General features: G+C 62.6%; 7 protein-coding genes and 1 tRNA gene. 2 read left to right on the top strand and 6 right to left on the bottom strand.

Features of this window, described 5'->3' with window-relative positions; all coding sequences use genetic code 11:
* Positions 1–63 precede the first annotated feature (63 nt).
* The 5 genes from VSX79_RS04030 to VSX79_RS04010 form a co-directional block, all read right to left on the bottom strand.
* Complete coding sequence (locus VSX79_RS04030; RefSeq protein ID WP_326914492.1) at positions 64–5,769, bottom strand: peroxidase family protein; 5,706 nt, start codon at positions 5,767–5,769, stop codon at positions 64–66.
* Positions 5,770–6,095: 326 nt separating this feature from the next.
* Complete coding sequence (locus tag VSX79_RS04025; protein WP_179499881.1) at positions 6,096–6,851, bottom strand: LuxR C-terminal-related transcriptional regulator; 756 nt, start codon at positions 6,849–6,851, stop codon at positions 6,096–6,098.
* Positions 6,852–7,013: 162 nt separating this feature from the next.
* A complete protein-coding gene (locus VSX79_RS04020) occupies positions 7,014–8,006 on the bottom strand; it encodes a sensor histidine kinase (RefSeq protein WP_326914491.1) in 993 nt (330 codons plus the stop codon).
* Positions 8,007–8,058: 52 nt separating this feature from the next.
* On the bottom strand, positions 8,059–8,736 hold the full coding sequence (locus VSX79_RS04015) for a response regulator transcription factor (protein ID WP_179499879.1): 678 nt from the start codon (positions 8,734–8,736) through the stop codon (positions 8,059–8,061).
* An 874-nt stretch (positions 8,737–9,610) separates the two neighbouring features.
* Positions 9,611–9,686, bottom strand: a tRNA-Trp gene (locus VSX79_RS04010).
* A 92-nt stretch (positions 9,687–9,778) separates the two neighbouring features.
* Between VSX79_RS04010 and VSX79_RS04005 the strand changes: the two genes are divergently transcribed.
* Together VSX79_RS04005 and VSX79_RS04000 are read left to right on the top strand one after the other, a co-directional pair.
* The gene (locus VSX79_RS04005) at positions 9,779–10,723 is read left to right on the top strand and encodes a DMT family transporter (RefSeq protein WP_326914490.1); all 945 of its coding nucleotides are present in this window, start codon (positions 9,779–9,781) and stop codon (positions 10,721–10,723) included.
* On the top strand, positions 10,720–11,343 hold the full coding sequence (locus VSX79_RS04000) for a glutathione S-transferase family protein (RefSeq protein ID WP_326914489.1): 624 nt from the start codon (positions 10,720–10,722) through the stop codon (positions 11,341–11,343). Before VSX79_RS04005 ends, VSX79_RS04000 begins: the two co-directional genes overlap by 4 nt.
* A 238-nt stretch (positions 11,344–11,581) precedes the next feature.
* On the opposite strand, the gene VSX79_RS03995 is transcribed toward VSX79_RS04000, so the two are convergent.
* Positions 11,582–13,141, bottom strand: a complete 1,560-nt coding sequence (locus tag VSX79_RS03995) for a fatty acid--CoA ligase (RefSeq protein ID WP_326914488.1) — start codon at positions 13,139–13,141, stop codon at positions 11,582–11,584.
* Positions 13,142–13,180 lie beyond the last annotated feature (39 nt).

Genomic DNA, 13,180 nt, shown 5'->3' with positions numbered 1-13,180 from the left:
ATCCTCCCTGATTATCGAAAAAAGTGGCGCCGGGCCGGGGGGGAGGTCCCGGCGCCAAGATCTTTATGCAAACGGATAGTCCGCGTCGAAATGGTTGCGGAGACCCGCTCGGCCATGATCCATCCAGTCGTCGAGCAGCGTCCGGATTAGCTGGAAGGGGCCTTCTTGCCGCGGAGCGAACCCGCCGCCACCGCCATTGCCGGCATTGACCACATCCTGCGGCCGGGCATCGCCGATAAACCGATCCGCACCACCGCCGGTATTGAACACGAGCCGATGGTCGGAGTTCAATCCGGATATATCGACGGTGTCCGCGCCTCGTCCGCCGTTGACGGTAATCGTATTGAAGTTGAGGCTGGTGGGATTGAAATCGCCGATGACGAGGATCGAATCGCCGCCGTTCGCACCCCCACCGCCAGGGGGGATTCCTCCCGGCGACGACACGTTGAGCGCGTTGACGTTGATTTCTTCGATATTGTCGAGTTCGGCCACGATCTGCGCATTCGACGTGCCGTTGCGCGTGATGACGATTTCCGTGTTCGCGTTGAGGCCTGTCATGCCCGCCGCCTCGGCTGCCGCCTTGGCATAGATGCGGAAAGTCTCCGCTCCGGCAGCGCCATTCAGGACATAGGTGTCCGTTCCGGCCCCGCCATCGACAATATCCCGGCCGCCGGTGCTTCCGGTCTGCGTCACGGTATCGGCTCCGGCGCCGCCATGGAGATAGTCGTTTCCACCCCCACCGTTGATCGTATCGGCACCGCCCAGTCCGAACACCGCCTGCGAGCCCGCAGCGCCGGCCGCGCCGTTCAGATTATTGTTGTTGCCGACGGTTCCGGTCACGACGGTGTAATTGACGCCGTTGAACCGAAGCACTTCAGTAGAGAGCACCGAGTCAACGCCCTCGGCGCCTGTATTGTCGGTGACGACGATCGTTGTGCCGTTGGAGTCGATTCCGAAGTTCGCGATCCCGCCGACGAATATCGCCGTATCGGTGCCGGCATTGCCGTAGACGCTATCGTTGCCGGCACCCCCCGTCATCAGGTCATTCCCCGCATCGCCGCGGAGCGTGTCGTTGCCGAGGCCGCCCGACAGCGTGTCATTGTCAGCGCCGCCGTTCAACACATCGACGCCGGCGTTCCCCGACATCGTATCGTTACCGCCTCCGCCACTACCGGAATCATCGCCGGCCGTGCCGTTGAGCGTATTATTGCCCCCGTTGCCGGCCCAATTCACGCCGGTCGGCCCCGTGGCGTCGGATACGACCTGTTCGACCGTACCGCCGCCGTCGGTAAAGGTTACCGCGACGCGCAGCCGGAGGCCGGCCTGATCGCCGAAAACAAGGCCGGGATTATCGTCCGGGGTGAACGTCGCCGCGGTTGCTCCGGCAATATTACCCCATGTCACGCCGTCGATCGACTGCTGCCATTGGTAGCCGAAGGCGCCGAGCCCGTTTGCATCGGCAATCGCCGCCGTGTTGACGGTCAGTTGCAGCGCTTCTCTCGGCGTCAGGTCGCTGATCACCGGCTGGCCGGTTGCCGGCTGATTGACGCCGATTTCGATGTCCGAGAAGCGCATACGTTCGATGTTGCGCAAATTGTCGGTGCCATCGAGCTGCGTACCGCGCGCATGCGCCACGCTGATCGTGCCATTGGCATTGTAGATGATGTCGTAATTGGCTCGGACGTCGGAGAACACGGCAATATCCGTGTCGCCCGCCGTGGTGTCGGTCAGGATTTCTCGGACGATGACCAGCTGTCCCGGATTGAACGTCCGGTTGAACATCCGCGTCACCAGCTGCGACATGCTGTCGGCGGTCGCGATTTCCGCGCCGGTCCCGCCATCGGGGCCAATGTTCTCGCGAACGCTGATCCGAACGTTCAGCCATTTGTCGCCATCGATGATATCATCCCCGGCGTTACCCCGGATAAGGTCGCTGCCGTCGCCGCCGAGAATGATGTCGCCGGCGTTGTAGGACGTGACGCCCGCACCAACCACGGCCTGGAGCCCGGCGACCCGGGCGATGCCGGCGGCGTCGAGGTTGCTCCCCCGATAGCCTTCCGATCCGCTGAGGGCCGGGTCGGGATCGAACGGCGCGCGTTCGGCCGCGGTGACGTCGGAGCCCGCCAGAATGTCGTTGAACCGCGAACCCGAGAGCCCTTCGACGCTTTCAAAGGCGTCCTGCGTCGCATTGATCGGCGGCGTGGGATTCTCGTCGAATACGATCCCGCGCGTCAGGTCGGCATCGACGCCCGAACTATTGTCCTTGTAGATCGCCCAGTCCCATCCGGACATGCCGGCCATCTTGCCGCGCCCGGGACTCCCAACCATGATATCGTCGCCGCCTTCGGCGATGAACTCGTCGAAACCGCCAAGGCCGAAGAAGACGTCATGGCCGACCACGCCGTCCTGCGCGAAAATCTCATCGAAATTGTCGCCCGGCGCGCCGTCGAACGTGCCATGCTCGATCCAGTCGTCGCCTTCGTTGCCGAGGATGCGCTCGGCGGTCAGGTTGCCCAGGATGAAGTCATTGCCTTCACCCGCAAAGACTTCCGAACCCGCATCGGTGCCAAGGACGATAAAATCCTGGCCGCGACCACCCAGCACCAAGTCGAGGCCCGGACCGGTATTGAGCACGTCATGGCCGTCGCCGAGCTTGATGTTGTCGTCGCCGCCAAGGTCGCGGACGACATCGTCCCCCGCCCCGGCATTGATGATGTCGTTCCCCGCACCGCCTTCGAGCGTGTCGTTGCCGCCGTCGCCGAAGATTGTATCGTCGCCTTCGCTGGCGATGATGATATCCGCGCCCTCGGTACCGCCCAGAACGACATGTTCATCGCCGGTATAGCGCAGATAATTGGTGTCCGGGCCTGCGGTCCCCGGGTTGTTGCGGACGACGAGCGGGGTCAGGATGCCGCCGCCGCTCGGATCCGCGCTTTCAAGATCGCCATCGCCGTCCAGATCATTGAACTGCCGCGTCGGATCGACCTCGAGGATCAGTCCCGGGGTCGAGAAGACGTCCGACGGCAGATGAGTCGCGTCGGTATGGCGCATGATCATCGCGGCGAAGCTGTTCGCCTCCATCTCTCCGAACAGGTGCAAGCCGTCGAGGCGTTGCAGATAATAGAAGCGGTCGCCGTTCTGGAGCTGCTCCATCTGCACTTCGAAAACGAAGTTGAAGGTCGAACCGAGCATGCCGCCGAAGGGCAGTATCTTCTCGGCGAGGCCGCCGATCCAGAGATCGACATTGTCGAGCCCGGTCGTGGTGACGCCACCCGGGCCGCTCGCCCAGGCACCTTCCCCATTGAGGAAATCCGCGGCATCCGCAGGCACACCGGCGGCGCCGACGCCGAGATCGGTACCGAAGATGATTTCCATCGCCGCGTTACGCTTCCCTTCCACCGTCGTTTCATTGACGATCAGGGGATGCAGGCCATAAGCCGCGATGAAGTTGATGATCGACGCCTCATTCTTGAGATTGCCGGCAAAATCGACCCAGCTCTCATAGGGTTTCAGCCGCGCGTCATTGTTGGTCGCCTCATAGAATTCGCGGCGTGCCGCATTCAGCGATGGGACGCCGGTGTCGCGGCCACGCGCGAGGTTGATCGTCGCGAGGTCGAGCGGCAGGCCCAACAGGTTGTTGCGCAGCGCGCTGGTAACGAATTCGTCGATCTCGTTGCCGACCTGACGGGTCATGCCGCGGATGATGTCACCCGCCGCCAGCCCGTCTTCGATGGCGCCGTCAACCCCGTTGAAAGCCGTGGGATTGAGGAAGCCTTCGATCAGGCTGATGTCGTTGGACACGAAGGTCGGACCGAACCGGTCGATGTCTTCGGTCAGCATCGAGTGGCCGAACCGGTATACGACATGCGCGAATTCGGCGACGATGTCCGGATTGATCGTCGTGTCGAAGCCGTCGGGGACGACAAACGGATCGACCTGCGGCTGGATCTTGCGCGCGAATTCCTCGAACACGAGGTGCTGATACTGCATCTCGGTGCCGAATTTCGCGGCCTGGAACAGGCGTTCGCCGTCCCACACCAGCGCGTCGATCGCCGCCGCGCCGACAGGAACCGAGGCGACATCGTCGACCAGCCATTCGTTGAGGAACGCCACCGCTTCGGCCTGCGTCGCGCCGTCGGCGAGCATTTGCGCCGCATCGGCAAGCGTCACCTCCTTGGTATGTTCGACGAGCCGGTTATGTTCGGCATGGAACACATGGTGCACCGCGGTCAGACCGATATTCTCGTTCACACGCCCATCGCCCGCCATGAAGTGGGCGTCGAGCAGCTCGTCGTCATAAACCAGCGGGTTGTTGCCGGGGTTCAGCAGCCCGATCGTGATGTCGCCGTCTTCGATGCCGTTCGGTACCGCGGTGTGGGCGATGTCGGCGAGGAACGCGCTGTTGGTGCGGATCGCGGTATCCAGGCTTACAGGCGCCAACGGCGTTCCCGAAATCACGACGTCGTCGGCCGTGTTCGGAATTCCGTCGATGCCGATGCCGGTGATAACCTGCGCATAGCCCGCGGCGTTCGGAATGAAGTTGCCATAGGCGTCGGTCCGCAACAGCGGCACCTTGCCCACGTCCTGGTCGGTCAGCAGGATGCCGAGCATCAGCGCCTGTTCCTTGACTTCACCCCAGGTCGCCATGCCGCCGGGCGAGCCGCCGGCGCCCTCGATCAGCTTGCCGGTCGCGACCGGATGTCCATCGGCGTTCAGCGTATATTGGCGCAGGAAAACCTGATGCGACGCGTGCGACGCATAAGTCTGGTTCTGATCGACGTAGGAAGTCGTCGTGTTGATCGGCCGCACATCATCGGCGGTTCCCATGATGCCGTCGGTGCCGGCGGAAACCGTGGCGCGGGTCAGCACCATGAAGTTGGTCTGGCTGCCCGGAACATAGAGCGGATCGTCGGGTTCCAGCGGAATGAAGACGGTGCCGCTGCCACCCTTGTTGATGAGGTCGAGCCCATGATCGAAGAACTGCCCGAACAGGGTGAACCACGAGTTGAAGGAGGCCGACAGGCCGCCGTCGGGCGAAATATTGGGTAGATGGACATTGTCGCCGTCCATCGCGAGGCCGTAAGGCTCAAGCGCGGCGTCGCGCACCACGCGCGCGGCATCGAGGTCGGTAACGGTCACGTCGTGCGCCGCCGTTGCAGCGGCGAGCGCAGCGAGCGCGGCGGTTTCCGCCGCTGTTTCACCAGGCAAACCATCGTCGACCAGGGTCGCAGCCGTCTGCGCGTTCTGCATCACGACACGCGCCTGATATTCGGCGTCGGAGGCCGGTTTGAAGGTTTGATAGATCGCCGTGATCGCCGGCAGGTCAAGCAGCGGATCGGCGCTGCCCGCCCGGGCCAGCCCCTCGAGAATGGCTGCCGGATTGCCCAGCGTCTGGTCGACCAGCAGGTTGGAGATCGTCCGCAGGCTGGCATCGAAGACGAGCGAGTTCGGGTCGTTCGACGGACTATAGTCCGCCTGCGTCGGCATCGCCGGAGCCGGACCCGGCCCGTCGGGGTCAAAAGACGTCCCGTCGGCAGGGCGGTACACCGGATCCAGCAGCGTGGGAAACGGCACGTTGGCCGCGCCCCATTGTTCCTGGCCAGGGAGCAGATGGTTGTTGCTGCCATCGACCGTGCGCAATCCGAAAGAAAGATTGTACGCCGGAACAAGTCCGCCCGGCCCGTAAAGCGGTTGGCCAGCAGCATGCGCTTCGGCGATCTTGATCTGGTCCAGAATGAATTCGAGATCGCTGCGGATATAGGTGACCATGTTTACCTCCCTGCAATAAACCCGCGCGCACCGCTCACTTTACGGCACGGCTTTCGACTCGCGATACGCTGTCGATCTGCGGGATCTTGTGGGTGTAAGTTATGGCTGATTAAGCATCATAGTCGAGTTGGACGGGCGACCTATTCCGTTTCCGCAATTCTATATTCGTCTGCAATATAACTGTGTCGCAATAGACATAGTACTTTATATATAGTGAGCGATCAGCGAAGACGCGTGCGAAATTCCGACGACAAGTCAGCAAAGCAAAGGAAGAACGGAAGAAATCTGGTTTCGCGCTGCGCCGGCGCGTGACGGTGAAGCCTGGTTCAACGCCTGTAATATATCTGGGACAGCCCGCTGAAGTTGCGTTGCAACATCGGCTTTCCGCGGCTCTCTTCGATAAGGCCAGGCAGATATTTCTGGTCGGGACTGCCGTTGAACGCCCGCGCCTGCATCACCGCCACAGCGCTGACCCGGTTATGGACACCCAGCATACGAAAGGCCGCGGCAATATGGACCTTGACCGTTCCCTCCGCGATGCAAAGAAGCCGGGCAATTTCCTTGTTCGAGCGCCCAGCCGCGAGGAGGTGCAGCACTTCGAACTGGCGTCCGGTCAGCGCCGTCTCGTGTGCGCCGCCCTCCTCCTCCGCGACATTCGCCTTGCGGACATTCAGGTCGGAAAGAAACGGAGGAACATAAATCTGCCCCGCCAGCACCTTGCTTAACGCTTCCGCCATTTCGTGGACCGAAAAATCTTTTGGAATATAGCCGTGGACGCCAGCGCCCAGCGCGTCGAGCACGATTTCGCGGTCGCGGGACGCGGTTACCACGACAATGCGGACCTCGGGATATTTGACGCGCAAATCGCGCAAGCCCTCGCGCTTGTGCATTCCCGGCAGGCCGAGATCGATGGTTACAAGGCCGATCGACCGGCGCGCCGCAATCGTGGCGATGACGGACGGAAAGTCCCAGGCTTCGACCAGGTCGGATCGACCGAGATTTCGCGAAAAAAGCGTGGTCAGGCCTTCGCGGCAAAGCGGATGGCTATCCGCAACCAAAATCTCACATGTTTCTTTCGCCACGGATTTGCCCCCCACGGGTACTTGCCTAGGCACGCGCCGACAAACATACTCCCGCTTGACCTTTTCCCGCCGCCGCGACCCGTGCAGGAAGGCTTTTCTCCAATTATGAAACGATTCGGTCAAAGTTGAGCCTATGCCCCCAAGCTGACGCCAACCTGACGATCAGTTCCGATCGAGAGCGCCCGATCCCACTAAATGTTCGTCATCTTGAAATAGCAGACATATTTCTCTTCGATGAGGATCCGTCACCAATGCGGCGTGGTGGATTTCTGCGATCCGCGCCACGATCGCAAGGCCAAGCCCCGCCCCCCCCACGCTGGCGTGATCGGCGCGAGCAAACCGATGACGGAGCGCGGCCAGTTCCGCCGCCGACAAGCCGGGCCCCTCGTCCCTTACACATAGTCGGGCGTCGGGACCGATAGAGATCACAACCGTCCCGCCCTCGGGGGTCACCCGCAACGCATTTTCCAACAGGTTTGAAAGCGCTGCCGCAAGCGTCTCCCTGATTCCCGAAACCATCGGCTTGCCTTCGACCGCCAACGCCACATGTCTGCCCTGCTCCGCCGCCAGCGGCGCAAAGCGGTTTGCCACTTCCATCGCGACGTCGGGAAGGGAAATGCGGCTTCGGGGGATTGGCGCCTCCAGATAAACGTCCATCTGGGCCATCATCATGATCTGGCCGACAAGCCGCTTCATCGCCGCCACATCCTTTTTCAGCCGGTGAGCATCTGGCGATCCCAACCGGTCGAGTTCGATCATCAGTATTGCCAATGGCGTTCGGAGTTCGTGGGCCACATTGGCGGCAAAGGCCTCGCGCTGCCCGGCCGCATCATCAAGGCGCGCCAGAAGATCGTTCAGCGCGCGCGCGAATGGCTGAACCTCGAGCGGGAATTCGTCGAGATTCACGCGAAATCCGCGGTCGGTGCCGAGCACCGAATCCATGTGTGCGGCCGCCGCGCCCAACGGAGCGAGCGATGTTCGAATAACCCATCTCGCGGCGAAAAACATCGGCACCATCAGCAAGAGAAGCGGCAGGACGACATGCTCGCCGATTTCAAGCCATTCGCCCCGCCAGCCGTCCGCTGCGGTCCTCTGCTCGAGCATAACCTCCACATCAAAGCTGACAAAGATGATCAGCGCAAGGCCCCCGAACACCCCCGTCCAGGCGAGACCACGCGTCAGGCGGCGCGAGACCGAATGCGGCGCCTTAATCTCCGCAATCCCTGAGTAAATAGCCCATTCCCCGGACCGTGATGAGCATGTCCGGACGATCGGCTTCGCTCAACTTGTGGCGGAGCCGGGACACGGTCGCCTCGACCGCATTCGGCGTCACCGGTTCGTCAAAGCGATACAATGCGTCTTCGATCGACGACCGCCGAACGACGGTGCCGGCCCGGCGAATGAGCAACTCCAGCAAATCGGCTTCGCGACGTGTCAGCGGGATAGCATGGTCGCCGCTCCGAGCCGTTCGCGTCGCCACGTTGAACGCCAGCCTTCCGGCCCGGATGACCGGCAGCTCGCGCGTTCCCGGACGGCGCAGGAGCGCGCGGAGTCGGGCAGCCAGCTCCTCCATTTCGACGGGCTTGACAAGATAGTCGTCGGCCCCCGCGTCAAGGCCGGCGACACGATCGCCCATGCCATCGCGCGCGGTGAGGATCAAAACGGGCGGGAGCGGTCGTTTCGGCCTTTCGCGGCGCAGCCAGTCAAGTCCGTCACCGTCAGGGAGCCCCAGATCCAGAATAACCGCATCATAGGTCGCGCTGGCGAGCGAATCTTCGGCTTCGTCGATACTCGCCACACCGTCCCCGCTAAATCCGTGCCGAGCTATACCCTCGGAAATGAGCGCCGCCAGACGGCTGTTATCCTCTATGATCAGGACGCGCATGTGATACTGTTCGGCAGCGGGGCCCCCTACGGCCTGGCCAAGCAACACCCGAAAAATCATCCTCCGGCGTGCCTGGTTACTAATCGCAAGACTTGCTGATTATGAACTCATTATCGGTAAAATCAAGACAATCGGCCAGCCCGCCGGACATAGCCGCTGACATCGGCCTAAGAGGTTCAGAAAAGTCCCCAAGAAAAAGGTCGTCGAAATTACCGATATTCAACCATATTCGATTCGTCCATTTTCTGAATCAAGCAATTTTATACGAAAACATATGAAATAAAGCGCGGCACAACCGTTGAGAACTGTGCTTGCGAGGCCACGAAAGCCTTGGACGGTAGCCTTTCCGCGAAGCGCCATCCGGTACATGATGTCGATCATTCGATTTTCGCTGATCACCAGCGTCTTCGCAATTGGCGCCGGGAAAAGATAACGGCCCAAGCGCATATTGCCTGCAGCACGATACACATTGAGATCGCGGATTTCGTCGAGCAGGCCCAGCGCTTGCCGCCGTAGCGAACCAAGTGCTCTGATCGCATTTTCATTCGCTCAGGCGAGAGGCGCCACACTGGTTCGGGCCCATCGAGATTTTCGAACTCGTCCCGTTCACCTTCCTGTATGGCTTCCCGGCTGGCTTGAAGGCGTCGATGGCAACGTTGGTAAACATGTTGCTACCTCCTACCCGACACGTCGCGAGTTCGATTCCCAGGCTCACCAGTGTTGGTAGTCAGCGCCATTTGACACCAACAATCGACTCAAACTGCAAGGGGAGCAGGGGGGGGACATCATGGGACGTCCCTTACTCATAACCCGCTGATTTTCTGATTTTCGAGAGACGCGCTGGGCCTCTCTGGGACGTCCTGGGACGCGGTCCTGGCAGGGGCAGCAGGACTCGAACCCGCGACCCTCGGTTTTGGAGACCGATGCTCTACCAACTGAGCTATACCCCTAGGCCGGAGTGCGCCACTAGCCCGATTGGAGGGACGGGGCAAGGGGGATGACGGCTTGCGCGTGCGAGCCGGACTGATATGCGCGATTTCGCATGAGCGACGCGCCATCATCCACCCCGTTCGACGGACCTCCGCAGCATTATCTGGGCGGGATCGCCCTGCGGCTGCTCGCGATGGTCAGCCTGTCGCTGATGTTCGTGCTGGTCAAAAAGATCGACGCGGCGGGAATCCATGTCGTCGAAAGCCTGTTCTGGCGACAGGCGCTCGTGCTGCCCTTCCTGCTGGCATGGGTGGTGGCGACGGGCAGCCTCTCATCGCTCAGGACGCAGCGGATCGGCGCGCACGCGCGGCGCATGCTGATGGGCCTGACCGGCATGGCGTGCAATTTCGGCGCGATGATCCTGCTGCCGATGGCCGAGGCGACGACCATCAGCCTCTCGGTGCCGATCTTCGCGGTCATTTTCGCGGCGCTGCTGCTCGGCGAGGCGACGGGGTGGCAGCGTTGGAGCGCGGTGATCGTCGGCTTCGTCGGCGTGCTCGTCGTGCTTGACCCGCTTTCGGGCTTCGCGGGCGGCTTCGGCGGGACGCACGGCGTCGGCACGCTCGTCGCGCTGACCGGCGCGATCATGACGGCGCTGATCACGATTGCGGTGCGCGACCTGGGCCGCACCGAAAATGCCGCGACGATCGTCTTCTGGTTCAGCCTCTTGTCGATGATCCCGCTCGGCATCGCCCTGCCCTTCGTCATCACGCCGCATAGCGGCCACGAATGGCTGCTCTTGATCGGGCTCGGTTTCCTGGGCGCGGTCGTCCAGATGTCGCTGACCGGCGCGCTGCGCCTCGCGCCCGTGTCGGTGGTGATCCCGATGGATTATTCGAGCCTGCTTTGGGCGATCGCCGCCGGCTGGTGGTTCTTTGGCACCCTGCCGGCCGACACGACCTGGGTCGGCGCCCCGCTCATCATCGCCTCGGGCCTGTTCATCGCATGGCGCGAGCATCGCCGCCATATCGCGCGGCCGAAGGAGGTTGCAGCATGACGCGCCCTATCCTGTATCATTGTCCCGACGCGCGCTCGCTGCGCTGCCTGTGGGCGGTCGAGGAAGCGGGGATCGACGTCGACCTCCGGCTGCTGAAATTCCCGCCGCGCGCGTTCGAGCCCGATTATCGCGCGGTGAACCCGCTGATGACGATCCCCGGCTGGGTCGAGGACGGCCGGCTGATGACGGAATCGGCGGCGATCTGCGAACGCATCGCCGAGGGGACGCCGCTCGAGGTGCGCCGTGACGAGGCGGATTATTGGGATTATCGCAACTGGCTGCACCGCAGCGACGCGACCCTCACCTTCCCGCTCGCGATCATGATCCGCTACACGCGCGTCGAGCCCGAGGAGCGGCGGCTGAGCCAAGCAGTCGCGGATTACAAAGCCTTCTTCGGCGGCCGCGCGAAAAGCATCGAGGCGGCGCTGGGCGACGGGCGCGAGTGGCTGGTCGCGGGGCGCTTCACCATCGCCGACATCGTGATCGGCTATGCCGCCTTCCTCGCGACGACTTTGGGCGCCGACGATGTGCTGGGCGATGGGACCAAGGCGTGGCTGGGCCGCTGCACGGCGCGCGAGGGTTTCCGGCGCGCGCGGCAGCGGCAGACAGCCTCCGCTTAACGGAAAGGGCTCCACCTATAAGGTGAAGCCCTCCGTGCCCCCCGTGCATGGCAAAGCCAACGAGGAAAACGCATCGGCCTTTCGGGGGTGTAGGTCGCGTGAAAGGCCGGATGTGGGGCCAATTTATGGGGCGGCGATGAGGTTGGCTTTCACATTCTCACCGTCGATGTGCCAACCGCAAATGGAGCCATTTCCAGTGCATTTGGGCTGGCAACTACTTGCGGTGGTTGGCGGCCACTCAATTCACCATCCGCTCATAGCCTTCCCAATAGGGCGCACGCAGGTCCTTGCGCAAAATCTTGCCGCTCGCGTTCCTCGGCAGCGCCTCGATCACGTCGATGCTGCGCGGGCATTTGAAGGGCGCGATGCGTTCGCGCGCCCAAGCGATGATGTCGGCCTCCTCGACGCCGGTGCCGGGTTTGGCGACAACCACCGCCTTCACCGTCTCGCCCCATTTCGGATCGGGGATGCCGATCACCGCGACTTCCTGAACCGCCGGATGGCCAAAGATCGCGCTTTCGACCTCGGCGGGATAGACATTCTCGCCGCCGGTGATGATCATGTCCTTCATCCGGTCGTGGATGAAAAGATAGCCGTCGGCATCAAGATAGCCCGCGTCGCCGGTGCGGATCCAGCCGTCGTCGGTCATCGTATTCGCGGTCGCGTCGGGCAGGTTCCAATAGCCCAGCATATTGTTCGACGAACGCGTCACGACTTCGCCGACCTCGCCCGTCGGAACCGGCTGGCCGTCAGGACCGAGGATGACGATTTCGACCCCGGGCAGCGCCTTGCCGGCCGAGCGCATCCGCGCATTGCCCGCCGGATCATGATCCTCGGGCGGCAGCATCGAGATGGTGCCGGTGGTCTCGGTCATCCCATAAGCCTGGATGAAATCGGCACCGAAGACCTGGATGCACTGGCGCAGCAGTTCGAGCGGGATCGGCGCGGCGCCATAGAGGATATATTTGAGGCGGCTGTAATCGACGCTGGCGCAGCGCGGGTGCATCAGCAGCATCTGGAGCGCCGCGGGGACCATGAAAAAGCGCGTCACGCCATGCTGCTCGACCGCGTCGAACACCCCGTCGGGATTGAATTCGGCGAGGATGATACCGGGGAGTCCCGCCGCGAGCGCCATGATGCCGAGCCCGGTGCCGCCGATATGCGCGCACGGCATCGCAACCAGCACCGCCTCGTCATCGTCCCATTTGGTGTAGGGCATGTCGAGCGTGCTCGAATGCTTACGGAGCGCGAAGAGGTTGCGGTTCGAGAGGACGGCGCCCTTGGGGTTGCCCGTGGTTCCCGAGGTATAAAGCTGGAGCACCGCGTCGTTCGCGCCCGACGGTTCGAAGGGGATGCGCGCCGCACCCTCGATCATCGCCCATGCGTCGGTCGCGCCTACGATCGCCGGATCGTTCGCAAGCTTGCCAGCAAGCTGATCCGCCAGTCCCTCGAACCCCTGTCCGGCGAAGACCATCTTCGCCTGCGTATCATTGACGATGAACGCCCATTCGGTGGGCGACAAACGCCAGCCGATCGGTGCCATCACGATGCCGGCGCGCGCCGCGCCATAGAAGAGCGTGAAATAAAGATCGCTGTTCTTGCCGATCCACGCGATCCGGTCGCCCTTCTGCAGCCCCGCCGCGATCAGCGCCGACGCCGCCAGCGCGGTCAGTTCGTCGAGTTCGGCATAGCTGTAGACGCGATCCTCTTCGCGCAGCGCCACCCGGTCGGGCCGCTCGGCGGCCCAGTGGGTCAGGAATTCGTCGAACGTAAACAGTTCCGAAACGTCGCGGCCCATCGCCTCTCTCTCCTCGAATCGCGTCTTTTGCGCGCAATT

The organism is Sphingopyxis chilensis (genome assembly GCF_035930445.1).
In the GTDB taxonomy this organism is placed as follows: Bacteria; Pseudomonadota; Alphaproteobacteria; order Sphingomonadales; family Sphingomonadaceae; genus Sphingopyxis; species Sphingopyxis chilensis.
Note: the sequence above shows the minus strand (reverse complement) of the source record. Positions and strands in the feature narration are given on the sequence as shown.